General features: G+C 66.6%; 18 protein-coding genes. 8 read left to right on the forward strand and 10 right to left on the reverse strand.

Features of this window, described 5'->3' with window-relative positions; genetic code table 11:
* The first annotated feature begins 18 nt into the window (after positions 1 to 18).
* From map to glnA, 4 genes are all read left to right on the forward strand, one after another.
* Entirely contained in the window at positions 19 to 858 is an 840-nt protein-coding gene (map, locus tag MU856_RS12260; protein ID WP_062900648.1) for a type I methionyl aminopeptidase, read from the forward strand.
* A 109-nt stretch (positions 859 to 967) separates the two neighbouring features.
* Complete coding sequence (locus MU856_RS12265; protein ID WP_062900649.1) at positions 968 to 3,148, forward strand: PQQ-dependent dehydrogenase, methanol/ethanol family; 2,181 nt, start codon at positions 968 to 970, stop codon at positions 3,146 to 3,148.
* Between the two features lie 229 nt (positions 3,149 to 3,377).
* On the forward strand, positions 3,378 to 3,716 hold the full coding sequence (locus MU856_RS12270; protein WP_003040441.1) for a P-II family nitrogen regulator: 339 nt from the start codon (positions 3,378 to 3,380) through the stop codon (positions 3,714 to 3,716).
* Between the two features lie 72 nt (positions 3,717 to 3,788).
* Entirely contained in the window at positions 3,789 to 5,201 is a 1,413-nt protein-coding gene (gene glnA, locus MU856_RS12275; protein WP_058813096.1) for a type I glutamate--ammonia ligase, read from the forward strand.
* 78 nt (positions 5,202 to 5,279) lie between these two features.
* Here the strand turns inward: glnA and MU856_RS12280 are convergent, their stop codons facing one another.
* Positions 5,280 to 5,942 (reverse strand): hypothetical protein, encoded by a 663-nt coding sequence (locus tag MU856_RS12280; RefSeq protein WP_263587678.1) that lies wholly within the window; start codon positions 5,940 to 5,942, stop codon positions 5,280 to 5,282.
* Positions 5,942 to 6,151 (reverse strand): helix-turn-helix transcriptional regulator, encoded by a 210-nt coding sequence (locus MU856_RS12285; RefSeq protein ID WP_003040449.1) that lies wholly within the window; start codon positions 6,149 to 6,151, stop codon positions 5,942 to 5,944. Before MU856_RS12285 ends, MU856_RS12280 begins: the two co-directional genes overlap by 1 nt.
* Before the next feature lie 178 nt (positions 6,152 to 6,329).
* Here MU856_RS12285 and MU856_RS12290 point away from each other — a divergent pair, with 178 nt between their 5' ends.
* The 4 genes from MU856_RS12290 (at position 6,330) to MU856_RS18770 (ending at position 10,861) form a co-directional block, all read left to right on the forward strand.
* A complete protein-coding gene (locus MU856_RS12290; RefSeq protein WP_186402613.1) occupies positions 6,330 to 7,643 on the forward strand; it encodes a M20/M25/M40 family metallo-hydrolase in 1,314 nt (437 codons plus the stop codon).
* A gap of 92 nt (positions 7,644 to 7,735) precedes the next feature.
* On the forward strand, positions 7,736 to 9,175 hold the full coding sequence (locus MU856_RS12295) for an aldehyde dehydrogenase family protein (protein ID WP_058813093.1): 1,440 nt from the start codon (positions 7,736 to 7,738) through the stop codon (positions 9,173 to 9,175).
* 137 nt (positions 9,176 to 9,312) lie between these two features.
* Positions 9,313 to 10,545 carry a bifunctional glutamate N-acetyltransferase/amino-acid acetyltransferase ArgJ gene (argJ, locus tag MU856_RS12300; RefSeq protein WP_062900652.1) on the forward strand — a complete coding sequence of 411 codons (1,233 nt, stop codon included), beginning with the start codon at positions 9,313 to 9,315 and terminating at the stop codon, positions 10,543 to 10,545.
* 61 nt (positions 10,546 to 10,606) lie between these two features.
* On the forward strand, positions 10,607 to 10,861 hold the full coding sequence (locus MU856_RS18770; RefSeq protein ID WP_186402612.1) for an SEC-C metal-binding domain-containing protein: 255 nt from the start codon (positions 10,607 to 10,609) through the stop codon (positions 10,859 to 10,861).
* A 48-nt stretch (positions 10,862 to 10,909) separates the two neighbouring features.
* Here the strand turns inward: MU856_RS18770 and trxA are convergent, their stop codons facing one another.
* The 8 genes from trxA to MU856_RS12340 all read right to left on the reverse strand — a co-directional run bounded on the left by trxA (position 10,910) and on the right by MU856_RS12340 (position 25,582).
* Positions 10,910 to 11,230 (reverse strand): thioredoxin TrxA, encoded by a 321-nt coding sequence (trxA, locus tag MU856_RS12305; protein WP_003040459.1) that lies wholly within the window; start codon positions 11,228 to 11,230, stop codon positions 10,910 to 10,912.
* 41 nt (positions 11,231 to 11,271) lie between these two features.
* A complete protein-coding gene (addA, locus tag MU856_RS12310) occupies positions 11,272 to 14,739 on the reverse strand; it encodes a double-strand break repair helicase AddA (protein ID WP_263587679.1) in 3,468 nt (1,155 codons plus the stop codon).
* Positions 14,736 to 17,696 (reverse strand): double-strand break repair protein AddB, encoded by a 2,961-nt coding sequence (addB, locus tag MU856_RS12315; RefSeq protein WP_263587680.1) that lies wholly within the window; start codon positions 17,694 to 17,696, stop codon positions 14,736 to 14,738. Before addB ends, addA begins: the two co-directional genes overlap by 4 nt.
* A 124-nt stretch (positions 17,697 to 17,820) precedes the next feature.
* On the reverse strand, positions 17,821 to 18,540 hold the full coding sequence (locus tag MU856_RS12320) for a nucleotidyltransferase family protein (protein ID WP_186402609.1): 720 nt from the start codon (positions 18,538 to 18,540) through the stop codon (positions 17,821 to 17,823).
* Positions 18,541 to 18,544: 4 nt separating this feature from the next.
* Positions 18,545 to 19,537 (reverse strand): aminoglycoside phosphotransferase family protein, encoded by a 993-nt coding sequence (locus tag MU856_RS12325; RefSeq protein ID WP_263587681.1) that lies wholly within the window; start codon positions 19,535 to 19,537, stop codon positions 18,545 to 18,547.
* Positions 19,522 to 19,971 (reverse strand): tRNA (adenosine(37)-N6)-threonylcarbamoyltransferase complex ATPase subunit type 1 TsaE, encoded by a 450-nt coding sequence (gene tsaE, locus MU856_RS12330; protein WP_062900655.1) that lies wholly within the window; start codon positions 19,969 to 19,971, stop codon positions 19,522 to 19,524. Before tsaE ends, MU856_RS12325 begins: the two co-directional genes overlap by 16 nt.
* Positions 19,968 to 22,316 (reverse strand): PAS-domain containing protein, encoded by a 2,349-nt coding sequence (locus MU856_RS12335; protein WP_409372277.1) that lies wholly within the window; start codon positions 22,314 to 22,316, stop codon positions 19,968 to 19,970. The genes tsaE and MU856_RS12335 overlap by 4 nt, the downstream gene beginning before the upstream one ends.
* A 188-nt stretch (positions 22,317 to 22,504) precedes the next feature.
* Complete coding sequence (locus tag MU856_RS12340) at positions 22,505 to 25,582, reverse strand: TonB-dependent receptor domain-containing protein (protein ID WP_263587682.1); 3,078 nt, start codon at positions 25,580 to 25,582, stop codon at positions 22,505 to 22,507.
* Positions 25,583 to 25,620 lie beyond the last annotated feature (38 nt).

Consider the following 25,620-nt stretch of genomic DNA (forward strand, 5'->3'; position numbering starts at 1 on the left):
GGCGCCTATATCACCGGCATGTACAACTACATCTCCGTAACCGCCGACGAAGCGGCCACCCCCGCCCCCGTCCGCGACGGCACGATCAAGCTTCACGACGAATCCGGCTTTGCCGGAATGCGCAAGGCCGGCCGGCTGTCGGCCGAGATTCTCGACGCGCTCGTTCCTTTCATCCAGCCCGGCGTGACCACCGGGGCGATCGACGATCTGGTGCGCGAGATGATGCTTGCGGGCGGCGGCATTCCCGCGACGCTGGGCTATCGCGGCTTCACGCATAGCTGCTGTACCAGCATCAACCATGTCGTGTGCCACGGGATTCCCGACGACAAGCCGCTGCGCGAAGGCGATATCGTCAATGTCGACGTCACCAGCATCATCGACGGCTGGCATGGCGACACCAGCCGCATGTATCTGGTCGGCGAAGTTCCGATCAAGGCGCGGCGGCTGGTGGACGTGACCTATGAATGCCTGATGCTGGGCATCGAACAGGCGAAGCCCGGCAATACGATGGGCGACGTCGCGCACGCGATCCAGAGCCACGCCGAACGCCACCGTTATTCGGTGGTGCGCGATTTTTGCGGTCACGGGCTCGGCCAGATGTTCCACGATGCGCCCGAAGTGGTCCACGCCGGGCGCCCCGGCACCGGCCCCGAGCTGAGGCCCGGCATGTTCTTCACCATCGAACCGATGATAAACACCGGCAAATATGCCGTGAAGATGCTTGCCGACGGCTGGACCGCGGTGACGCGCGACCGGTCGCTTTCGGCGCAGTTCGAACACAGCATCGGCATCACCGAGGACGGCTGCGAAATCTTTACCGCAAGCCCCAAGGGACTCAACACCCCGCCCTGGGCCTGAAACCTGCCAGACTTTAGGTAGAACACCCTAAATTCCCGCTTGCGAATCCGCTTCGCCCGGCGCAGTCTTGACGTGAACGTCAAGCATAGGACGTCGAGGGAGAGCGAATATGGCGAAACGGGTCATGGCGACCGCGCTGCTTTGTGGTGCGGCCTTGGTTCTGGCGGGTTGCAACGCGTCGAAGTCGGGCGGCACGGGCAGGTCGCTCGACGATGCCGAGAGGGCGAGCGAAGCACTGCTCAAGACCGGCGGCAACGGCGACAACTGGGCCGGCATCGGCTATGGCTATGACGAGCAGCGCTTCAGCCCGCTCACCGACATAAACGACAAGAATGTGGGCGAGCTTGGCATTGCCTGGTTCGCCGATCTTGAGGACGCGCGCGGACAGGAAGCCACCCCGGTCGTCGTCGATGGCACCCTTTATGTCAGCCACGCCTGGTCGAAGGTCGACGCGTGGGACGCCGGGACCGGCAAGAAGCTCTGGTCCTTCGATCCCAAGGTGTCGGGCGACCGCGCGGTCAACGCCTGCTGCGACGTCGTCAACCGCGGCGTCGCGGTATGGGGCGACAAGCTCTTCGTCGGCGCACTCGACGGGCGGCTGATCGCGCTCGATCGCAAGACCGGCAAGGAATTGTGGTCGACGCAGACCTTCGATCCCCAAAAGCCCTACACAATCACCGGCGCGCCGCGCGTCGTGAAGGACATGGTGCTCATCGGCAGCGGCGGCGCCGAATTCGGGGTGCGCGGCTATGTCACCGCCTATGATGCCGATACCGGCAAGGAACGCTGGCGCTTCTACACCGCGCCGAACCCCGAAAAGAAGAAGGACGGCGCCGCAAGCGACGACATCTTCGCGTCGAAAGGCAATGCAACCTGGTCAGACCAAGGGGAATGGAAGACGTCGGGCGGCGGCGGCACGGTGTGGGACGCGATCGTCTATGACAAGGATCTCGACCAGATCTATCTCGGCGTCGGCAACGGCAATCCGTGGAACCATGGCACGCGTTCGAACGGCGAAGGCGACAACTGGTTCCTCTCGTCCGTGGTGGCGCTCGATGCGTCGACCGGCAAATATAAATGGCATTATCAGGAAACGCCCGGCGAGAGCTGGGACTATACCGCGACGCAGCCGATCATCCTTGCCGAGCAGGCGGTGAACGGCACGCCAACCAAAGTGCTGTATCATGCACCGAAGAACGGCTTTTTCTTCACGATCGACCGGACCACCGGCAAGCTGATCGACGCCAAGCCTTTCGTCGACGGGATCAACTGGGCGACCGGCTATGACATGGCCACTGGCCGGCCGATCGAAAATCCCGACGCGCGCTTCTACAAGACCGGCAAGCCCTTCATCGCGATCCCGGGCGCGCTTGGCGCGCACAACTGGCATCCGATGAGCTACAACCCTGCTACCGGCCTCGTCTATATTCCGGCGCAGCAGATTCCGCAGGGCTATATCCAGGATATGGATGAGCTGGACCGGCGCAAGGTACTCGGCTTCAACATCGGCGCCTCGCTGACCGCAGCGATGCTCCCCGACGACAAGGCTGCCTTCCGCGCGGCCGTCGCCGCGACCACCGGCCGTCTCGTTGCCTTCGACCCGCGCACCGGCAAGGTCGCCTGGGGCGTCGACTATCCCGCCGCATGGAACGGCGGCACGATGACGACCGCCGGCAATCTAGTTTTCCAGGGAACGAGCACCGGGCGCTTCCGCGCCTATGCCGCCGACACCGGCAAGCAGCTGCTCGACCTCGACATGCAGTCGGGGATCGTCAGCGCGCCATCGACCTTCCGCGTGGGCGGAGTGCAATATGTCGCTTTCCAGACCAGCAAGGGCGGCGCCTTTCCACTTGTCGCCGGGGTCGCGGGCGGAGTGACGCGCAAGGTGCCCAATATTCCGCGCCTCGTGGTGCTCAAGCTCGGCGGTACGGTGCAGCTCCCCGCCCCGCCCGCGACCACGACGCTGGCGTGGAATCCGCCCGCGCAGTTCGGCACGCCGCAGCAGATCGCATCGGGCAAGGCGCATTTCGGGCGCTATTGCCAAGTCTGTCACGGCGACAGCGCGATCGGCAACGGCTTCACCCCCGACCTGCGCGTTTCGGGTGCGCTGACCAGTGCCGATGCATGGAAGGGCGTGATCCTCGACGGCGCGCTGAAGGACCGCGGCATGGTGAGCTTTGCCAAGGTGCTCTCCCCCGCCGATGTCGAGGCGATTCGCGCCTATGTCATCGACCGGTCGAACTGGACCAAGGCGAACCTGCCCGACGCGTCGGCGCCCGTCGGGCGCTGATTGCACAAAATTTAATCACCTAAATCACGCCGCTGCCCAAAGGACGGGCAGCGGCGTAATTTCGTGCCAAATTTCTTACCGAAAGCTTGCGATTCGCCAATTGGCACGGGTCTTGATTGGTGCAAGATGGCCGCACACCGCACCGACTCACGGGGGAAACCGGTTCAGGCGTACCTGACCCGGCTTCGTCCACAGGCAAAGGTGGAAGGCCCAAAGGGGGACATGAAGCGTGAAGAAGATTGAGGCGATCATCAAACCGTTCAAGCTCGACGAGGTGAAGGAGGCGCTGCACGAAGTGGGTGTCAGCGGCATCACCGTCACCGAGGCGAAGGGCTTCGGTCGCCAGAAGGGTCACACCGAACTGTATCGCGGCGCTGAATATGTCGTCGACTTCCTGCCGAAGGTGAAGCTGGAGGTTATCGTCGATGACAATATGGCCGAACGCGTGGTCGAGGCGATTGCCGCGGCGGCGCAGACGGGCCGCATCGGCGACGGCAAGATTTTCGTGATCCCCGTGGAAACCGCGCTGCGCATCCGCACCGGCGAGCGCAATGAGGACGCGCTCTAAGCTTCCATCGCTCCATCCCGTTCAACAGACGCCGGTCCAGCCGGTACTATTCGCAAAAAGGAAGAAGTGACCATGGCCACCAAGCCGAAGGATATCATCGCCCGGATCAAGGATAATGACATCGAGTGGGTCGATCTGCGTTTCACCGATCCCAAGGGCAAATGGCAGCATCTGACCATGTGCGCCGGCGTGATCGACGAAGACGCCCTCGAAGACGGCCTGATGTTCGACGGTTCGTCGATCGAAGGCTGGAAGGCGATCAACGAAAGCGACATGATCCTGAAGCCCGATCTCGAAGCGGTCTATGACGATCCCTTCTCGGCAACCCCGATGCTGGTGATGTTCTGCGACATCGTCGAACCTTCGACCGGCGAAGGCTATGCCCGCGACCCGCGCACCACCGCGAAGCGCGCCGAAGCCTATGTCGCCTCGACCGGCATCGGCGACACCGTCTATGTCGGCCCCGAAGCCGAATTCTTCATGTTCGACGACGTCCGCTTCGAAACCGGCTATAACAAGTCGGGTTTCGAAATCGACGATATCGAACTGCCGACCAACACCGGCCGCGCCTATGAAGGCGGCAACCTTGGACATCGTCCGCGCGCCAAGGGCGGCTATTTCCCTGTCGCGCCGGTCGACAGCGCCGTCGACATCCGCGCCGAAATGGTCTCGACCATGCTCGAAATGGGCCTGCCCTGCGACAAGCATCACCATGAAGTCGCCGCCGCGCAGCACGAGCTGGGCCTGACCTTCGGCACGCTGACGCAGACCGCCGACCGCATGCAGATCTACAAATATGTCGTGCATCAGGTCGCCCATGCCTATGGCAAGACTGCGACCTTCATGCCCAAGCCGATCAAGGACGATAACGGATCGGGCATGCACACCCACATCTCGATCTGGGAAAAGGGCAAGCCGCTCTTTGCGGGCAACGGCTATGCCGGCCTTTCGGACATGTGCCTCTATTTCATCGGCGGCGTCATCAAGCATGCGAAGGCACTCAATGCCTTCACCAACCCGACGACGAACAGCTACAAGCGCCTCGTCCCGGGCTTCGAGGCGCCGGTGCTGCTCGCCTATTCGAGCCGCAACCGTTCGGCTTCGTGCCGCATCCCCTATGGCGCGGGCGCCAAGGCGAAGCGCGTCGAATTCCGTTTCCCCGACGCGATGGCGAACCCCTATCTCTGCTATTCGGCGCTGCTGATGGCGGGGCTCGACGGCATCCAGAACAAGATCCACCCCGGCGACGCGATGGACAAGAATCTCTATGATCTGCCGCCCGAAGAACTCGCCGAAGTCCCGACCGTCTGTGGCAGCCTGCGCGAAGCGCTCGACAGCCTCGCGGCCGATCACGACTTCCTCTTGAAGGGCGACGTCTTCTCGAAGGATCAGATCGAAGCCTATATCGAACTCAAATGGGCCGAAGTTTACAACTTCGAACAGACCCCGAGCCCGGTCGAATTCGACATGTATTACAGCGCCTGATCTGCAGCGATCAGTCACGCTCGAAGGGCGTCCGGCTTGGGGGAGCTCGGACGCCCTTCCCTTATCTGCTACCTGCGCTCAGCGCATCATCAGGCCGCGGCGACCGATCGCCACAAAGGCCCCGACAAGCATCATCGCCGCCAGCGTCGTCACCACGTCGATCGCGGTGAGCGCCGGTCCGAGCCCCAGAAAATCGGCGGCGCCCCAGAGGGTGAGCCCGATCCAGCTCAGGCCGAAGGCCCAATAGCCGCCTTCGATGCCCAATTGGCGGTTAAGCTCGTCATATTGCCACCGCCACGCCCAGCTCGCCGCGACACCGCCCGCAATCACGAGGGCCAGCACCCCCGCGGCCGCCTGCGCCGGAACGGGTCCGGTCGGAAAGGAGGGCGTGCGTGCGAGCGCGAGCGCAAGCAGTGCGGCCCCGATTGCGCCCATGACGATGACCGATCGCCCCATGCCCGCGCGCTCCTCGCGCAGTTCGTCGGCATCGGCGACGTTGAGCAGCCTGGCGCCGGTGCGCGGCACCGCCAGCCCGAAGCCGACAAAGGCCGCCATCAGGAGATAGAGGATGGCGACCCCGGCCAGCGCAACGCGCGATCCGCCCATCGCATCGATGAAATCGGTCCCGGCGACATGCATCAGCCCGGCGACCGTGCCCGCACCGACGATCGCGCCGACCAGCGCCCCGATCCCGCTCTTCTTCCACGCCGCAGCGCTATGTCCGGCCACCATCTTGTCCATCACTCGTCCTCCGGCATCCAATGATCGATAAACAGCTCGCGCACCTCCAGCCCGAACAGCCGGGCCATGCGCAGCGCGAGCGGCAGGCTGGGATCATATTTGTCGGTTTCGACGGCATTGATCGTCTGCCGCGAGACGCCGAGCCGGCGGGCCAGTTCGCCCTGGCTCCACCCCGCCTGCTCGCGGCAATCCCGAACGCGGTTTTGCAATGACCATCCTTTCAGCCTGTCAAACACTCTTTACAGACGCGAAACATATGCTGTCAAACACTCTTTACAGGTCGTGCTCGAGATGGGGATCGGCAAGCGAGCGAATATTGCCGGGCGCGATGGCTTGCGGCGGCGGCCTTCAAGCGGCACAAGGGCGCCGACAAAGGAGATTGTGCAGATGAAATCAGCCCGCTTCGCCGCGTTCGCCGCCCTTGCCGCGCTCGCGCTCGCCCCGGCCGCGCATGCCAAGCTGAGCCCGACCGAAAGCCGGATGGCCGAAACGGTAAAGGCCGAGCAGGAACGGTCGATCGCGCTGCTCGAAAGGCTGGTGAATCAGAACAGTGGTACGTTGAACCTCGCCGGGGTCGAAAAGGTAGCCGAGATGATGCGCTCCGAGCTCGAGCCGCTGGGCTTTACGGTCACCTGGAAACCCACGCCCGAGACGAAGCGCGCCGGCCATCTGATCGCGGTGCACAAGGGGCGTGCCGACGGCAAGAAGATGCTGCTGATCGCGCATCTCGACACGGTGTTCGAACCCGACTCGCCCTTCCAGACCTTCACGCGCAAGGACGGCTGGGGCGAAGGCCCCGGCGCGGGCGACGACAAGGGCGGCATGGTGGTGATCGTCGCGGCGCTGCGCGCGATGAAGGCTGCGGGCACGCTGAAAGACGCCAATATCGAAATCCATATGACCGGCGACGAGGAAGACGCGGGCGATCCGATCGAAAAATCGCGCGCCGACCTGATCACCGCGGGCAAGCGCAGCGACATCGCGCTCGATTTCGAAGGACTTGTCCGCGACAATGGCGCCGATATGGGATCGATCGCCCGCCGCAGTTCGGAAAGCTGGACCGTCACCGCGACGGGCATGAGCGCCCACAGTTCGGGCATCTTCAGCGCCGAGGTCGGCGACGGCGCGATCAACGAGCTGGCACGCATCATCCGCGATTTCCGCACCCAACTGCCCGAACCCAATCTGACCTTCAACGTCGGGCTAATCGCCGGCGGACAGGAAGCGACGCTCGACACCGGCGGTATCCGCGCGACCGCAAACGGCAAGACCAACATCGTCGCCCCGATTGCGGTGGCGCGCGGCGACCTGCGCACCCTGTCGCCCGAACAGTCGGCGCGGGTGAAGGACAAGATGGCGGCGATCGTTGCGCGCCATCTGCCCGGCACCGATGCGAAGCTTGCCTTCGACCCCGGCGCCTATCCGCCGATGGCGCCGACGGCGGGCAACAAGGCGCTGCTCGACCGGCTCAACGGCGTGAACCGCGACATGGGGCTCCCCGAAATGGCCGCGCTCGATCCGCTTAAACGCGGCGCCGGCGACATCAGCTTCGTCGCCGCCGATGTCGATGGCCTTGCCGGGCTCGGCACCTATTCGACCGGCGATCATGCGCCCGGCGAAAGGGTCGAATTGTCCAGCATCGCACGCCAGGCGACGCGCGCTGCGATACTCATGTCACGCATCGCCGCTGAAAAGCGCTGAGCTGGAAGAAATCGCAGCCGACCGCGCTTGATTCGCGCGGCACAGTGATTAGGTAGCAATCCGAGACGGAAGTTTCCGCCGATGGGAGAAAGATGATGAGCGATACCGAAACGCACCTGAAACAGAATTACATCGGCGGCAAATGGGTCGACAGCAAGGGCGGCAAGCTGCACGACGTCATCAACCCGGCGACCGAGGAAGCGGCATCGACCGTCGTGCTCGGCACCGCGGCCGACGTCGACGATGCCGTTGCCGCCGCCAAGGAAGCCTATAAGACCTATTCGCAGACGACGCGGGAGGAGCGCTTGGCGCTGCTCGGCCGTATCGTCGAGGAATATAAGAAGCGCGGCGCCGATCTCGCCAAGTCGATGGCGGCCGAAATGGGCGCACCGGTCAGCTTCGCGGGCACCGCGCAAGTCGGCGCCGGCATCGGCGGCTTCCTCGGCACGATCGAAGCGCTGAAGAATTTCGAGTTCAGCGAACAGCATGGCGCAAACAAGGTCGTCTATGAACCGATCGGCGTCGTCGGGATGATCACCCCTTGGAACTGGCCGCTCAACCAGATTGCGCTCAAGGTCGCGCCCGCGCTCGCCGCCGGCAACACGATGGTGCTGAAGCCGTCGGAAGAATGCCCCGGCAATGCCGTTATTTTCGCCGAAATCCTCGATGCGGCAGGCGTTCCGCCGGGCGTGTTCAACCTGGTTCAGGGTGACGGCCCGACCGTCGGCAATGCGATCAGCGCGCATCCGGGGATCGAAATGGTGAGCTTCACCGGATCGACCCGCGCTGGCATCCTCGTCGCCAAGGCGGCGGCCGACACGGTCAAGCGCGTCCATCAGGAACTGGGCGGCAAGTCGCCGAACATCGTCCTGCCCGACGCCGATCTGGCCCAGGTCCTGCCCCCGACGGTGCAGGGCGTGCTCGTCAACACTGGTCAGAGCTGTATCGCCCCGACGCGTATTCTGGTCCACAAGGACCGCAAGGAAGAGGCCGTCGGCGTCATCAAGGCGATGTTCGACGGAACGCAGGTTGGCGATCCGGCGCAGGAAGGGGGGCATATCGGCCCCGTCGTCAACAAGGCGCAGTTCGAAAAGATCCAGGGCCTGATCCAGTCGGCGATCGACGAGGGCGCAACGCTCGAAACCGGCGGCACCGGCCTGCCCGCGAACGTCAACCGCGGCTATTTCATCAAGCCGACCGTCTTCTCGGGCGTCACGCCCGACATGCGGATCGCCAAGGAAGAAGTGTTCGGCCCCGTTGCGACGATCATGGAATATTCCAGCCTCGACGAAGCGGTCGATATCGCTAACGACACCGAATATGGCTTGTCGGCCGTGGTATCGGGCGATCCGTCCAAGGCCGCCGAGGTGGCACCGAAGCTGCGCGCCGGCATGGTCGCTGTCAACGCCTGGGGCCCCGGACCGGGCGCGCCCTTCGGCGGTTACAAGGCGTCGGGCAATGGCCGCGAAGGCGGTCTGTTCGGCCTCAAGGACTTCATGGAAGTCAAGGCGATCAGCGGCATCCCGGCGTAAGCCGGACGATCCTCCTTGTGGCGACGCCGCGGGGAGGACGACCGCCGGGAAGCGCTCGTCGCTGAACTCCGGCAGCAAAGCCCCTTCCGTTCGCGGGAGGGGTTTTTCTTTGCCCCCCCAACGGCTATGCGCGCGCCATGACTGATCGCTCGCCGCTCGCGCCCGCTGCCTTCCCCGCCCTGCCCGAAATCGCCGGGGTGACGCGCCGTATCGCGCGCGCGCACTACAAAAATTGGGACCGCTGCGACCTCACCTATGTCGAACTGGCGCCGGGTACCGTCGTCGCGGGCGTGACGACGCAGAATGTCTGCTGTTCGACCGAGGTCGAAATGTGCCGCGAGGGCATCGCGCACGGCCGCGCCCGCGCGCTGATCGTCAATGCGGGCAATTCGAACGCCTTCACCGGCTATCGCGGACGCGAGGCGGTCGAGCAGATCGTCGATCAGGTCGCTGCGCATCTGGCGTGCGATCCGAGGGAAGTCTTCGTCTGTTCGACGGGCGTGATCGGCGTGCCGCTGCCCAAGGACAAGGCGCACGCCGGCGTCGCCAAGGTCATCGGCTTCGACACGCCGAGCGCAAGCTGGGAAGAAGCGGCGCAGACGATCACCACCACCGACACCTTCCCGAAGGGCGCGGCGGCAAGCGCGGTCGTCGGCGGCGCCACGGTGCAAGTCGCGGGGATCGTCAAGGGATCGGGGATGATCGCGCCCGACATGGCGACGATGCTCGGCTATATTTTCACCGATGCCGCGGTGGCGCCCGATCTGTTGCAAGCGATGCTGAGCGACGCGACCGCCGGGAGTTTCAACGCGATCACGGTCGACAGCGACACGTCGACCAGCGACACGGTGCTGTTGTTCGCGACCGGGCGGGCGGGCAATCCGGTGCTGACGACGCGCGACGATCCGGGCGCCGACGCGCTTTATGCGGCAATCCAAAGCGTTGCGCTCGACCTTGCGCAGCTTGTCGTGCGCGACGGCGAAGGTGCGTCGAAATTCATCGAAATTACGGTGACCGGCGCGGTCAGCGATGCCAGCGCCAAGCGCGTCGCGCTGTCGATCGCCAATTCGCCGCTGGTCAAGACCGCGATCGCGGGCGAGGATGCCAATTGGGGCCGCGTCGTGATGGCGGTGGGCAAGGCAGGCGAACCTGCCGACCGCGACCGGCTGGCAATCCGCTTCGGCGACCATTGGGTCGCGAAGGACGGGCTACCCGTCGACGGCTATGACGAGGGCCCCGTTGCGGCGCATCTGAAGGGCCAGGACATTCGCGTCGGCGCCGACCTCGGCCTCGGCGACGGGCGCGCGACCGTTTGGACCTGCGACCTGACCCACGGCTATATCAGCATCAACGCCGACTACCGGAGTTGACCGCGATCTTTTAGATCCGCCCACTGCGCGCAATCAGGTGCGCCGACCACAGGAGGCCGTCATGGTACGGCAAAAAGACTTCGCCGACCTGCCTTGCTTTCGAGACACCTCGAAGCGGCGTAAGGGTTACCCGTCCGAAACGCAGGTCAAGCGTGGTCATCGCTTCGTCCGCGGCGATATCGAACTTATCGAAAAACTCGGCCGAAAAGACCCGTGCCCATGCGGATCAGGCCAGAGGTTTCCGCAATTTCTGCCTCGCTTCGGGCCGGTTTCGATGGCTCCGAACGACACGACTATTGGCGTGACTGACCGATAGAAGGCTCCCCCCGACACCGATCACTCGGCGTCGGGGGGCTAGCTAAAATCAAAGCGCGCCTTCGAGCCAGCCCTTAAGCGCGCTCTTCGGTGCGGCGCCGACCTTGGTGTCGGCGATCTGGCCATTCTTGAACAGGATCATCGTCGGGATGCCGCGCACGCCATATTTGCTCGGCGCGTCGGGATGGTCGTCGATGTTCAGCTTGGCGATCACCACCTTGCCGGCGAGTTCGTTCGAAATTTCTTCGAGCGACGGGCCGATCATCTTGCACGGACCGCACCATTCGGCCCAGAAATCGACGAGCACGGGGGTGTCGCTGTCGAGGACATCGGCCTGAAAGCTGGCGTCGGTGATTGCCTTGGTTGCCATCGTCTGAACTCCTGAAATTCTGAAAAATCGTTGATGCCAAGCTAGGACGTCGGGGCGCCCGGCTCAAGAGGCGGCGGCGGCAAATTCGCCTTGGCGGCAAGCAAGCCGGGCTTGTGCGGTGCCAGCACGGCATCGTCGAGCGCGATGAGGCGCGGCTCCGCCGTATAGAGCAGCGCCGTTTCGACGCGCCGGCCCGGAAAGATGACCGCCAGCGCATCGCGATAGGCCGCCATCTGGCGCAGATAGGCGGGCGCGACATCGGCCGCGCTCCCGGGTATCCGCCGCCCGGTCTTGTAATCGATCACTGTCACCGCGTCGTCTGTCACGCGCAGCCGGTCGACGATCCCCGCCACGACCATGCCGTCGACCACCGCCGAGAGCGGCACTTCGGCCAGACTGTCGGGGCCGAAGAGTGCGGCGTGCGCCGGATCATCGAGGATGGCGAGCACCTCGTCCGCCATCGCCATACGCGCCGCATCGTCGAGCGTCGGTGCCTGCACCGCGAGCCAGCGCAGCGCCGCCGCGCGCCGCCTATCGGTCGCGACCGGCGGCAGGCGTTCGAACAGCGCGTGGAGCAGCAGGCCGCGCGTCACCGCCGCGACGCGCGCTGCCCCCTGCGGCGGCACCGCGACATCGTCTTCGCCCAGCGCCGAGGGCGCGAGCGGACGCGGCGGGCGCGCCTCCTCGGGCGCCGGGGCGTGGGTCCAAGCGGGCAGCGCGAGCGGCGGCGGTGCGGCGCGCACAGCCGCATCCCTGCGCGCCCATTTGCCGTCATTGATGCGGTGGACACGGCGGCGGCCCCACAGCGGCCCCGCATCCTCCCAATCGCAACCAAGCCCCTCCAGCGCCATCGCGGCCGCGCTGTGCCAGCTTGTCTCGGGCACCGACAGGTCGGGCTTTTTGGTAACGCCCGCGACGATCAGCATCTCTTCGGCGCGGGTCATCGCGACGTAGAACAGCCGCCAATGCTCCTGCGCCGCGGCATCGGCCGCGTCCTGATAGGCCTGCGCCAGCGCACCCTGCCGCTCGTCGGCGGGCATCGCGAAGACGGGCAGCTTTTCCCAGGCGGCGACATCGACGGTGAAGGGACGATGACCGATCGCGGCATCGTCGGTCGCATCGGCGAGAATGACGATCGGCGCCTGCAAGCCCTTCGATCCGTGCACCGTCATCACGCGCACGACGTCGCTGCGCGCTTCGGTCTGCCGCTTGATATCGGCGCTGCTGCCCGCGATCCGGGTCAGAAAGCCGAGTAGCGACACGGTTTCGCGCGCCTCGAACGCCAGCGCCTGGCTCAGCAGTTCGTCGATCGGGTCGCGCGCCTCGCGCCCCAGCCGCGCGTACAGCTTGCGCCGTCCGTCGATCGGCCCTGAGAGGATCGTTTCGAGAAAGCGGAAAGGGGTCGTGAAATCGGCCATGCCGAGCAGTGCGCGCAGCGCCGCCATCGTTGCGGGCGGCATAGTCTCCTCATGGGAGCGCAGATGTTCCCAGATGGCGGCGCGGCCGCGCTTTGCCGTACGCGCGTAAAGCTCGTCCTGCGTCCAGCCGAGCAGCGGCGACACGAGCAGCGCGGCGAGGTTGAGATCGTCGAGCGGCTGCACCGCGAAGCGCATAGCGGCGATCAGATCCTGAACCGCTAGCGGCTGGGTCAGCGCGAAGCGGTCGACCCCCGCGACGGGGACGTGCAGCGTCTGAAGCCGCGCGACGATCCGCGCCGCCAGATCGCGGCGCCGGCGTACGAGGATCATGATATCGCCGGGCGCCACGGGGCGGCCATCCTTGCCGTTCGCGATCCAGTCCTGCACCTCGCCCGCGATCGCCTTGGCCAACCGCATCGAGGCAGGATCGGAGGCGGGGGCGCTGCCGTCCCCCTCGTCCCCGCCGTCCTCCGCGGCTGCGGCATCGATCGCCTTGCCGACGGGCAGCGGCGCCCAGAGTTCGACCTGGCCGGCCTGCGCGCTTCGAAACGGACGGTGTGGCGGCTCTTCGCCGTCGAGTCCCATCGCTATCGTCCCGCCGTCGCCGAGCCAGCGGTCGACGACGTCGAGCACCGCGGGCGTCGAGCGATAGTTGGAAACGAGATCGACCTGGCGGAAGGGCTGGCCGCCGATCTCGCCCATCGCGTGGAACATGTCGCGCGCGTTCGCGAACGCCCTGGGGTCGGTGCCCTGAAAGCCGAAGATCGCCTGCTTGCGGTCGCCGACCGTGAACAGCGTCCGCAGCCGGTCGTCCTTCGCGCTGACGCCCGCGAAAAACTCTTCGGCGAGCGACAGGACAATGCCCCACTGGCGCATGTTCGTATCCTGCGCCTCATCGACGAGGATATGGTCGGTGCGCTGATCGAGCTTGAAGCGCACCCATTCGCCGAAGCTGCTGACACGCAGCAGCGTCCCGGCGAGCGTGATGAGATCGTCGAAATCGGCAAGACCCGCATCGCGCTTGGCGAGCGCATAGGCTTCGGCAAAGCGCGCGCCAAGCTTCCACCCCGCCGCAAGATCGTCGGCGACGCGCATCGCGGTCGCCGTCGCGCGCAGCCGCCCGGCGGCATCGACGATGCGCACCGCGCTATCGGCACAATCGGTCATCCGGCCCTTATCGCCCGCAAAATCGGCGCGCAGCTCGCCCTTGCCGGTCAGGAAACAGCCGAGCAGTTCGTCGAGCATCGCGGTGCGCGCCGAGGCCTCGGCGATGAGCCAGCCGACCATCTTGTCCGAACAAGCCTCGCCGGTCTTGGTACCCCACGCCGCCCCGCTGGTCGCGACCGCCTTGATATCGGCGTCGGAAATCGCCCCGCCTGCAATTTCGGCAGCGAGCCACGCATCGGGATCGCCGCCCGGCAGGTCGAACGCCGCGCGCAGATCCTGCGCCGCGGGCGGCAACGCGGCGCGCGGGCCACCGAAGACCGCGGCGCAGCTCGACAGGAAGGCAAGCGCGGATTCCTGCCCCAGCCGCCGCGACAGCATCGCCGCAACCGCCCGCAGCGCCTCGCGGTCGGGATCATGCTCGAGCAGATCGCCGAGTATCTGCCGCTTCAGCGCCGCTGCTTCATCTTCCTCGATAGCGCGAAAGCCGGGAAGCAGCTTTGCCTCGAGCGGAAAGCTGGCGAGCAGGGTCTGGCAGAAGCTGTGGATCGTCTGGACGCGGATCGCGCCGCCGGGGCTGTCGATCACTGTCGCGAACAGCGACCGCGCGCGCGTCATCAGCCCCGGCCGCTCCCAGTCGAGCCCCAGCGCGTGGAGATCGAGCCGCAGATCGCCGTCGCTCATCCGCACCCAGGTCGCGAGCCGTTCGTGGATGCGGTGCGCCATTTCGGCAGCGCCCGCCTTGGTGAAGGTGATGCACAGGATCGCCTGCGGCGAAACGCCGTCCAGCATCAGCCGCAGCACGCGCGCCGACAGCACCTGCGTCTTGCCGGTCCCCGCCGATGCGCCGAGCCAGACATGGCTTTCGGGATCGGCGGCGGCGCCCTGCCGCGGGTCGAGGATGGCGAGGCCGGCGCTCTTGCTCACAGCCCGTCCTCCCCGCGCCCGAACCATTCGTCGCGGCGCATGAGCTGGTCAAAATCGCCATAGCCGCGGCCCTCGCCGGGCAAGAAGGGCGCGTCGCCGAGCAAATAATCGCGCGCCAGCCGGGTCAGCGTGTCGGCGGCATGGTCGATCGCCGCCTCGGCGGTCTTGAGCGTGCTGCGCGGGCCATAGCTGTTCGAAATCCGCCCCGCACCGTCGGCGCGGCGATCGGGACGCAAGCTCCAATATTCGAGCGCCACGACGGGGGCGGCATCGATACCCTCCATCGCCCCTTCGCGCGCAAGCAGGCCGAGCAGCCCGAGCTGATTGTCGAGCCCGTCGGCGGCGGCCTGCGCGCTCGGCGCGCCGACCGATTTATAATCGATGATGGCAAGGCCATCGGGGCCGCGGTCGATGCGGTCGGCCTTGCCATGCAGCGTGATGCCGTCGTCGGTCCGTTCGCCCCGCGCCTCGACTGCGACCGGCTTGCGCTCGGCCTCCCAAACCTGCTCCGCAGCCCAGCGCAGCGCGGGTGCGATACGCGGCAGCCAGAAGGCGCGCGCAAGCCCGTCGAGCGCGGGATCGGCGGCGAGCGCGGCCAGTTCTGCCTCGAACGCGTCGCGCGTGGCGCCGCCGCGCACCCAATCCTCGAACAATTTATGCACTCGCGTGCCGCGCCAGCGCGGATCGGGAGCGGCGCTCAATGGATCGAGCGCCGAAAGGCCGAGCATCCGGTCGGCATAAAAGGCAAAGGGATCGCGCGCGAGCTTGTCGACGCCGGTGACGCTGATCCGGCGCGGACGGTCGGCAGCGGGCGGCTGCGGCGCCGGACGACCGGCGGGCTGCGCGCCGCCCGGCGGCAGGTCGATTTCGGCGGCAAGGCGCGTGAGCGGCACCCCGCCCGGTGCGGGTTCGGGAAGCTCGCCCGCAAGCGCCGCGAGCCGCAGCCAGAAGCGCGAGGCGACGGCGGGATCGCCGCCGCTGCGCTGCGCGCGCGTGACGACGATCTTTCCGCCTCCGAGCGCGCCCACGAAATCATGCGCCGCCATCCCCTGCTGCCGTTCGGGCGCGGCAAGACCGAGCAGACGGCGGATACCGGGCGCGAGCCACGGGTCGGGTTGCGTCGCGGCGGGCCAGCGCCCTTCGTCGAGTCCGCCGAGAATCATCAGGTCGGCCCGCTGCAACCGCGCCTCAAGCAAGCCCCAGATGAACAGGCGCGGATGCCCGCCATAGGGCGGACGCACGCTCGCTTGCCCAAGCAATTGCCCGAGCATCGCGGGAAAATCGGCAGGATCGACAAGCGCCGGCCCGGCGCCGCGCGCCAGCGCCCACTGGTCGAACAGTTCGGCGAGCATCCGGCCCGCCGGCCCCGCCCACACCGCGTCGCCCGCCAGCCATTCGGCAGCGCGCTGCAACGCCGCGAGCAGGTCGGCGGGCGGCGCCGGCCCGGCACCAAAGGGCACGAGCGCGGCGGCGAGTTCGGTCGAAACACGCGTCCACCAGGGCGCCATCTGGACCACAATGGCATGACCGCGCGCCTTGGGATCGGCAGCGCGCGCCGCAATGCGCGCGCTCACCCCGTCCCATCCCGGAAGCAGTCCGGGCTCACGCAGCGTCAGGTCGAGCCGCCGCACCTCGTCGAGCCACATGGTGCGCTCCCCTCCCGCACGCACGAGCGGATGGCCGAGCAGCGCCACCAACGCGACCGGATCGAAGGCGGCAGCCAGGTCGGCAAGCAGCAGCAACAGCGCGCCCGGCGCGGTGCGCGACAGCGGTTGGCCGGCGCTGTCATCGACACTGATGCCCCAGCGCGTCAGCGCGGCGGCGACGCGCTCGGCGAGCGCGCGGTCGGGGGTTAGGAGGGCGGCCGTGCGCCCCGGCGTCTCGATCGCCTCGCGCATCAGCAGGGCGATTCCCTGCGCCTCCTGCCCGTCGTCGGCGAAGACGGCGCCCGACAGGCCGGCAACCGCCGCCGACAGATCGCCCGCCGCCTGCCACTGGGTGCTGTAGTCCGCGGGCGCGAAGAGCAGCGACGCGAAGGGCGTCCGCGCTTCGGGGCCATCGTGCGGCGATGCGGCATCCCATGGCTGCACTTCATCACGAGCAACGCCCATGCGATCGAGCAGCAGCTTCAGATGATATTGCGGATGCGTTTCGAGCGGGCGCCGATCGTCATCCGCATCGGGCCGCGTCGGGCCGAGCGCATCCCATTCATCCGCCGCCATCACCTGATCGAGCCCGGGCAGCACGACCATGCCGCGCGTCATATCGGCCACGGTGCGGAGCAACCGCGCGATGGCAGGAGCAGCGGTGGTAACGCCCGCCGCGACGACGAAGCGCGCCGGCGGCGCCGCACGCCATCCCGCGGCAACGCGATCGAGAAGCAAGTTGCGGCGCGCCGCGCGGTCGATCGCGCCGGTCCTGGCAAGCGTGGCCGGCCATTCATCGACCAGCAGCCGCAGTCGCGATAGCGACGCCCGCCAATGGTCGGCAAAGGCGCCGAGATCGAGGTCGACGAGCGCCGAAACCGGCACCTCTTCATAATGAAGCTGGTCGATCACGCGGCCGAGTCCGTCGGCAAGCTGGAACGCCGCCGCGCCGGTGATTGCCGGTTCGCCCGGCGGCGTATGCCGCTCGATGAGTTCGGCGAGCAGCAGGCGCCGGTGCAGCGGATCGATAGCAGGCGGCAGCGGATCGTCGTCGATCGCATCGAGCGACAGCGCGACCGATTCGTCGAGATCGGTATCGCCGATCACCGCCAGCCGCGGCATGAGAAGCCCCTGCCCGCCCGCGCGGACGAACGCCGCCTGCACCGCGCTGCGCGCCCGATTGCTCGGCAGCAGGATCAGGCCGTGCGCCAATCCCAGCGCGCCGTCGTCGAAGCGCGCGATTACCCCGGCGGCGAGCGCGTCGGCGAAGGCCCGATGAATCGGGATGGAATAGAGGGTGGGTTTGGACATCTCCGTCATTGCGAGCGCAGCGAAGCAATCCAAGGCGGCTTACGCAAGCTCTGGATTGCTTCGCGCAGTTCGTCCCGAGCGCCTGCAAAGCAGTCGAAGGGCTCGAAATGGCTGCGGAAAGGAATCAAACCTCGCTCAGCGCCGCTTCGGTCGGTGCAATGCTGGCGGGGGTGCCGACGTCGAACCATTGCCCCATGTGCGACAGGCCATAAAGCCGCCCCGCCGCGATCGCGCGGTCCCACAACAGGTTCGTCGAAAAGGGCCCTTCGGGTGCGCCAACGAGCAGGCGCGGCGAAATGAGCTGGATTCCGGTATAGACGAAAGGCGCGACACGGCCGGGCTTGCGCCGCGACAGCTTGCCGCCCGGGTCCATGTGAAAATCGCCCTTGCCACCGTGTCCCGTCGCACTCGCCTGACGGATTACGAGGAGCAGCGCATCCATCCGATCGCCGTCCCAGTGGCGCGCCAGATTACGGATGCTGTCCTGCGGCCCGTCGGTCCAGATATTGTCGCTGTTGACGACCAGGATCGGATCGCCCTTGAGCAGCGGCAGCGCCTTGACCATGCCGCCACCGGTTTCGAGCAGTTCGCCGCGCTCGTCCGAAACCGCCAGGGTAAAGGATCGCTTCTGCTTTGCGAGATGCGCCTCGAGCGCGTCGGCGAGATAATGGACGTTGACGACGACATGGCCGATCCCCGCCGCCTCGATCCGGTCGAGGCTATGGTCGATCAGCGGCTTGCCGGCCACGCGCACCAGCGGCTTGGGCCGCGTCGCGGTGAGCGGGCGCATCCGCTTGCCGATCCCCGCAGCCATCACCATCGCGCTTTCGATCGTCGCGCTCATGCCGTCACTCGCTCCACGCCGCCGCGCGCTTGGCGGCGGGCACATTGTCGTCGAACCATTTTTTGACCGGTGCGAGCACCGGATGCGCAAGGTCGCGTTCGAGCAGACCCCACATGCGCGGCTGGAACTGGCGGTATCCGGGCTTGCCGTCGCGCTTCCACAAGCGCACGAAAACGCCCAGGATGCGCGTGTTGCGCTGCGCCGCGAGCGCCCAATAGGCAGCGCGGAACGCCGTGCCCTGTCCCGTCGCAGCGACATAGCGATCGAGCATTGCCGCCTCGACCATCGGGGTCACGTCGCGGCGCGCGTCCTCGAGCACCGAGGCAAGGTCATAGGCGGGATGGCCGACCAGCGCGTCCTGAAAATCGAGCAGGCCGAAATGTGCAATGCCGCTGCGTCCATCGACGAGCATGATATTTTCAGCATGAAAGTCGCGCAGTACGGTGACACGCGGCAAGCCGTCCTGCTCGACGGGCGCCAGCGCCGCCTGCCACGCCGCGCGAAATCCGTCGCGATCGACGGCAAGGTCCAGCGCGGGGCAGTACCAGTCGGTGAACAGCATCACCTCGTCCAGCCATTGTTCGATGCCGTGGACGGGCAGCCCCGGCATCGCGGGGCGCGCGTGCAGATGGACGAGCAGGTCGGTGACCCCGGCGTAGAATTCGGCCTCCGCCGCCGGGCGCGCGTCGAGCGTTTCGCGCAGCCGCACGTCGCCGAAATCCTCGATCAGCAGCAGGCCCCGCGCCAGATCGCGGGCGAGGATCGCGGGCGCGGTCATCCCCTGTTCGCACAGCCATTCGGCGACCGCGATGAAGGGGCGCGGGTCTTCGTGCGGCGGCGGCGCATCCATCAGCACCGCCTGCCGCCCCTCTCCGACAACGCGGAAATAGCGGCGGAACGAGGCATCGCCCGCGAGCGGCAGAATGCGGGCATCGCCCCAGCCATGCGCGGCAAGAAAGGCGGGCGCATGGTCGGGCGGAATCATCTGAGCGGCCATCGCGCTTCCCAAGCGGGCGGCACCGCCGCTGTCAAGACGCGCGCATCGCCCCCTCCCGAAATCGTCAGCGCCAGCGCGTCGGGCCATGCCTGGGCGCCCAATCGTTCGGGCCATTCGATCAGCAGCGCGCCGTCGTAGAGATAATCGTCGAGGCCGAGTTCGATCAGTTCATCCTCTCCGTCGATGCGATAGAGATCGACATGCGCGATCGGCAGATCGACTTCGGGCGGGGCGTAGGGTTGGACGATCGCGAAGGTCGGGCTCGGCGCCTCGCCCGCCAGACCGCGCGCTTTGAGCATCGCGCGCGCCAGCGTCGTCTTGCCCGCGCCGAGGTCGCCCGACAACAGCACGACATCGCCGGGCCTCAGCGCGGCGCCGATGGCGGCACCGATGCGATCGGCGTCTTCGAGATCATAGGCGCAGCTGAAGCTCATCCGCGCGGCAGGGTGACGCGGACCAGCGTGCCCTGTCCCTTTTCGCTGAGCACCTCCATCGTGCCGCCGTGCGCGGCAACGAGCTGGCGCGCGAGCGCGAGGCCGATGCCGCCGGTCTGCGTACCCGCCTGCTGCCCCTTCGTCACCGCGGCGACCGCATCGGGCATGCCGGGGCCGTTGTCCGACACGACGATCTCCACTCCGCGCGCGTCGCCGTCGGCGTGGAGCAGCACGCGCCCGCCGCTGCGCTTGGCCGGGGCAGTAAAGCGGATCGCATTGTCGAGCAGCCCGCCCACGACCCGCGACAGGCGCGGCGCATCGCCTTCGATACTGCCAAGATTGTCGGACAGATTGCCGACGAGTTCGATGTTTTCGGTCTCGGCGAACGGAGCCGCGTCGGCGAGCGCCTTGCCGAGCAGCGCGCGGACGTCGACCGGCGCGCGTTCGACCGCCAGCGTCCCCGCCTCGCCCTGCGCGAGGTCGAGCACATTGTCGATCTGGCGGCCGAGCACCGCGACCGAATCCATGATCGCGTCGACATAGGAGCGCGCGGCAGGCGGAAGTTCGCCCGCATAACCCGCCTGCAGCATCTCGCCGAAGCCGCCGATCGAGGTCAGCGGCGTGCGCAGTTCGTAACTCATCCGCGACAGAAAGGCGGTCTTGACCTTGTCCGCCGCTTCGAGCGCCTCGTTGCGTTCGCGCAGCGCGCCCTCCATCTTCCGGCTGGCGGTGATGTCGAGCATGATGAGCAGCGCATTGCCGTCGGGCAGCGGGATCGAGGCGAAATCGAAATGGCGCCCGTCCTTGAACCGGATTTCGCCCGCGCGCTGCGTCCGCTCGAGCGTCGCGGCGCGGATCACTTCCTGGACGATGCTGATCTGGTTGGGCTTGGCGAGCCGGTCGGCGAGGCCGTTCATCAGCACATCGACGCGCGGATGCGCCGCAAGGGTCGATTCATCGACGCCCCACAGGCGGCGGAAGCGCTGGTTCCACAGATGCAGGCGGCCATCGGGAGCGAAGACCGCGATCGCCTCGAACAGATTGTCGAAGGTTGCGGTGCGCACGCGCAGCAACGTGTCGCGCGTCGAGGCCAGTTGCACCTGCTCGGTGCGATCCTCGGCGATCAGCAGCAGGCCGCCGTCGGGGGTCGGCTGGGCGACGACGTGCAGATGGGTGCCGTCGCGCAGGCGCCATTCCTCCTCGCTCGCGTGCGGCAGCGCGAACCAGTCGACATGCGCCTGCCGCCATTCGGGATAGTCGCGCACCTCGGGCGTCCGGCCGCCCTCACGCCATGCATCGAGCAACCGCGCGAGCGCCCGGCCTTCGGACACATCTTCGGCCGTCACGTCGAACAGCCGGCGAAAGGGCTGGTTCGCAAAGACAAGGCCATGATCGGGGCCGAACTGTGCCACTGCCGCCGACAGCCGGTCGAGCAACTCGCGCTGCGTATCGACGAAGCGGCGGTGCGCGCCGCGCTCGCTCTCCAGCTCCTGAATATCGATCGCATAGCCCGCGATGCCGATGACGCGGCCGCCCTCGGGCGCCAGCGGCACGTCGACGACCCGCATGATCCGGCGCTCGCCCTCGATCGTCACCGGGACGGTGCGCATATGCGCCGAGCCCGCGGCACGCGCCGCTTCGGCCGCGTCAGTCGCGCTGACCCCGGCGATCGGCTCGCACAATTCGGTGCCATCCTCGATCACCCGCGCCGCACTTTTCGCCTCGACCGCGCGGACATAGGCGGTGTTGACGAGCGCGAGGCGAAGATCGGGTTCGCGGAACCACATCGGAAACGGCGCCGCCTCGATCAGTCCCGACAGCGCCTCGAACGCCGCCATCGCCTCGTCGCGCTCGATCCGCGCCTTGGCGAGCGATTGCTGGCCGTCGGTCGCATCGCTGAGCCACAGCAGAACGCTGCCCGGTCCGCCGACCGACTGCGGCGCCGCCACGCCCTGACAGACGATCGTACGGTTGCTGCCCTGCGGACGCAGGCTGAGCGTGAAGGGTTTGGCACCGCGCTGGGCGCCGAGGATCGCCTGGCGCAGCGCTTCGTGCGCCTGCGCGTCGAGCCCGGCGCCGAGTCCGCGAAGCTCGTCGAAACTGCGCGGTCCGGCATCGAGCCCGAGCCAGCGGCCGAGCCGCTCGCTCGCCTCGATGCGCCAGTCGCCGCGCACCACGACGGGCAGATAGGGCGACGCTTCGAGCAGGCTGGCGAGGCGTTCGGTCTGCCCGGCGACGAACGCCGAGCGCCGCTGCATCGCAACCCCGCGCCCGACCGCCCACAGCCCAGCGACCAGCCAGAGCGCGGCGAACAGGCCGAGCGCGAAGAGCAAGCCCGCGCTCATCGGCACGGGCATCGCGCCGATCGAAGCAAGAGGACGACAGGGACGCCGGATATCATCCGTCTGCCCCTATCGACTGCGCAGCCTCTATTCAATCGTCCGCCGCACAGGCACGGCGGAACAGGACGCCGGAAGGCCTCGTCCGGTCGAATAGCCCCCGCACCCCGCGCGGATTGCGCGCCGGTACGCGGTCAGAATTTTGCCGTCGCCGATGCGCGGAAATAGCGTCCCAAAATGCCCGAATAATAGGTGATCGTGCCATTGGCCGCCGGCGCCGGGAACGGCGGTTTTGCGTCGAAGACATTGTCGACGATCAGGCGCAACGAAAACTGCTTCGACACGTCGACGCCGAGCGAGGCGTTGAACAGCCACCACGAGCCGACACCGCTATATTCCAGCGCGTTGGGCGCCGCGTCGGCGTTCCACACACTCTTGCCATAATATTGCGTTTGCCAGAGCAGATTTACCGGGCCGCGATCGACCGTGACATTCGCGGTGAACGAATGTTTGGGATTGCCGATTTCGCCGCGCGCGGTGTCGATATCGCCGGTTCCGACGCGCGTTTCGAGCTTGTCGAGATAGAAGTAATTGAGCGACAGGCCGAGCGCCGTGTCCGCCGCAATCTCGCGCCGATAGGCGATTTCGGCGGTCAGGCCGCGGAAGTCCATCGACGCCGCATTGGCATAGCCGGTGCGCACGAAAGTCACTTGCCCGCCCGGATCGCGGTCGATCTGGCGACAAACCGCCGCCGGATAGGCGACCGCATCATAGCAAGCGTCGAGCGTCTGGCCGGCACCGAGCAATATTATCGCATCGCGCAGCCGGATATCGACCCAGTCGGCGGTGATCGTCAGACCAGGCACGAAGCGCGGGCGGACAATCGCGCCGACGGTCCAGCTGTCGGCGCGCTCGTTCTTGAGTGCGGCATTGCCCGAAACCGAGATCGGCGCCGTGAATCCGACGATGTTCGACGTGAAGGCATCGGGGTTCGCTATCCCCCCGGCAATGCAGTTTGCGCGCCGCTGCGCCGGGTTCGGTCCCGAATTGACGAAGCGGCGATCGCACGGATCATTGGCCGTCGCAAAGGCCAGCGACGTCGAGCTGAAGCTTTCGGTGATCGCGGGCGCGCGCACCGAGCGGGTGAAATTGCCGCGGATCGTCACATCGGCGACCGGCGACAATCGTCCGCCCGCGGTCCACGTCCAGTCGCCCCCCGCTGCCGAATGATCGATATAGCGCGCCGCGCCGTCGAGTTCGAACGCATTGACGAAGCTGTCCATCCCCGGCGTAATGACCGGAATCTTGAGCTCGCCGGAAAATTCATTCGTCGTGAAGCTGCCCCGCACCGGATCGATCGGGATGCTGCGGCCAAACGGCATCCGGAATCCGCCCCCGACATCCTCGCCATAATAATAGGCGCCGGGGTCGAAAGCGGTCTTCTCGTGCCGATGTTCATAGCCGAGCGAGGCGATGACATCGCCGCCGGGCAGCTGGAACAGCGGCCCGTTGACCGACGCGCTGAGCACGAACTGCGAATTGGTCGCGGTCGGATCGGCGATCGTCGTCACATAATCGAGCGCAGCCTGGCTGAAGCGGCCGACACCGAACAGGTCGAGCGGCGCGCAGGTGGCATTTAGCGTCGCGATGTTCGCGTTGCTGTATCCGGGGCGGCAGATGATATTGCCGTTGGCGGCACCGCCGCCGAACACACCCTCATCGACGGCATCGACCGCGTTGAGGAAATTCTGCTGCACCAGCACACGTTCACGCCCACGCGTTTTGGAATGGCCGTAGTTGGCCGAGACATCCCATTTGTAGATCCGGTCGCCGACGCCGAGTTCGCCGTCGAGCCCGGTGACGAAGCGATAGAGTTCGACCGTCGTGTCGGCGCGGCCCGTCGTCAGGTCGGTATTGGCACGGGCCATCAGAAAGCTGTCGGGAGCCGTCGCAAAATCGGGATTGCCGTCGCCGTCGGCATCGATCGGAATCCCGCCGAGCAGACCATAGGCGGCCAGATTGTCACGGATTGTCGCCCGGTCGGCGTCGTTCAGATAGGGATTGTCGAGGCTGAGCACCAGATTGCCGTTCGGCGACGTTCCCGGTCCGGCCAGCGCCGTGTTATACAGCGGCTGGGCCGCGATGTTCGTCCCTTTGCTGTGCGCATACCAGCCCTCGCCGAACCAGCGGACCGTGTCGCTCAGGTCGAAACTGCCGAGCGCGGTTGCGAGATAGCGGTCATTGTTCGTCGAGAGATTGCCATAATCTTTCGTCGCGAAGCCGTTGCCCCCCGAGCTTTCGAACAGGCTGCCCGTGCGCGTCCCGAAGTCGAGCGGGACGAGCCGGCCCGCGTCGTTGAACGTCAGGACATTGCCCGATGCATCGAAAATTCCGCCGAATTCGGGGATGCTGTCGAAGGCAAGCGGTACCCCGCTATTTGTAAAAACGTTGAGCCGCTGATCATAATAGAGCTGTTGCTGAAAGGGTGAGGCCGGATCGGCGGCGGTCGTGAAGAAGGGGCCGGCGGCGCTCGTCAGAAAGCGATCGCCCGTGGCGAGGCCGCGTGCGCGATTCCATTCGCCGCTCAGCGTGATATGGCCCCGCCCGTCAGCAAAATCGGCGCCCCAGATGACGCTGATGCGATAATCCGGCGCGTCGCCGCGCTGCGACACGCCCGCCTGGCCTTTTATTTCAAGCCCGTCGAAATCCCGCTTGAGGATGATGTTGACGGTGCCCGCGATCGCATCGGAGCCATAGATGGGTGCGCCGCCGACCGCGACCGTTTCAATGCGATCGACCAGCGTTTCGGGGATGACGTTAAGGTCAACCTGACTGCCCGGCCCCGCCGGCCCGAATACCGAGGCGGTATTGGACGACACGAAGCGCCGACCGTTCACCAGCGTCAACGTGCGCTGGCTGCCCAGCGAAAAGAAATCGACAAAGGTCTGCCCCGAACCGAACGGCCCCTCCTGCGCACCGACATTGCTGTTGCCGGGAACGCCGAAGGCGGCAATTTCCGACAGCGCCTGCGCGACATTGGTATAGCCGCGGCGGTCGATCTGGTCGGAGGTGGTGACAAGCGTCGGCTGGATCGTGTCCGCATCGGTGCGCGCAATGCGCGACCCGGTGACGATGATCTGTGTACTGCTGTCGGCGTCCGCCGACGCATCCGGCACAACATCCTGCGCCGCAGCCGGCGCGGCGGCCGCCAGAATAGCCAGCGCGGACAGGCCGCCATAAAGCCCTGCTCGCATCGCGCGCACGGTAATCATTCCGGGAACTCCCTCGTTTAAGCGATGCCCCCCGGCTG

The sequence above is a fragment of the Sphingopyxis sp. GC21 genome (genome assembly GCF_025727575.1).
Classification (GTDB): Bacteria; Pseudomonadota; Alphaproteobacteria; order Sphingomonadales; family Sphingomonadaceae; genus Sphingopyxis; species Sphingopyxis terrae_A.

Excerpts from the sequence above, each read along its gene's own strand:
- map (WP_062900648.1), top strand. The coding sequence starts at position 19 with ATGTACAACTACATCTCCGTAACCGCCGACGAAGCGGCCACCCCCGCC.
- MU856_RS12265 (WP_062900649.1), top strand. The coding sequence starts at position 968 with ATGGCGAAACGGGTCATGGCGACCGCGCTGCTTTGTGGTGCGGCCTTG.
- glnA (WP_058813096.1), top strand. The coding sequence starts at position 3,789 with ATGGCCACCAAGCCGAAGGATATCATCGCCCGGATCAAGGATAATGAC.
- MU856_RS12280 (WP_263587678.1), bottom strand. The coding sequence starts at position 5,942 with ATGGACAAGATGGTGGCCGGACATAGCGCTGCGGCGTGGAAGAAGAGC.
- MU856_RS12290 (WP_186402613.1), top strand. The coding sequence starts at position 6,330 with ATGAAATCAGCCCGCTTCGCCGCGTTCGCCGCCCTTGCCGCGCTCGCG.
- MU856_RS12295 (WP_058813093.1), top strand. The coding sequence starts at position 7,736 with ATGATGAGCGATACCGAAACGCACCTGAAACAGAATTACATCGGCGGC.
- argJ (WP_062900652.1), top strand. The coding sequence starts at position 9,313 with ATGACTGATCGCTCGCCGCTCGCGCCCGCTGCCTTCCCCGCCCTGCCC.
- MU856_RS18770 (WP_186402612.1), top strand. The coding sequence starts at position 10,607 with ATGGTACGGCAAAAAGACTTCGCCGACCTGCCTTGCTTTCGAGACACC.
- trxA (WP_003040459.1), bottom strand. The coding sequence starts at position 11,230 with ATGGCAACCAAGGCAATCACCGACGCCAGCTTTCAGGCCGATGTCCTC.
- addB (WP_263587680.1), bottom strand. The coding sequence starts at position 17,696 with ATGTCCAAACCCACCCTCTATTCCATCCCGATTCATCGGGCCTTCGCC.
- MU856_RS12320 (WP_186402609.1), bottom strand. The coding sequence starts at position 18,540 with ATGAGCGCGACGATCGAAAGCGCGATGGTGATGGCTGCGGGGATCGGC.
- MU856_RS12325 (WP_263587681.1), bottom strand. The coding sequence starts at position 19,537 with ATGGCCGCTCAGATGATTCCGCCCGACCATGCGCCCGCCTTTCTTGCC.
- tsaE (WP_062900655.1), bottom strand. The coding sequence starts at position 19,971 with ATGAGCTTCAGCTGCGCCTATGATCTCGAAGACGCCGATCGCATCGGT.
- MU856_RS12335 (WP_409372277.1), bottom strand. The coding sequence starts at position 22,316 with ATGAGCGCGGGCTTGCTCTTCGCGCTCGGCCTGTTCGCCGCGCTCTGG.
- MU856_RS12340 (WP_263587682.1), bottom strand. The coding sequence starts at position 25,582 with ATGATTACCGTGCGCGCGATGCGAGCAGGGCTTTATGGCGGCCTGTCC.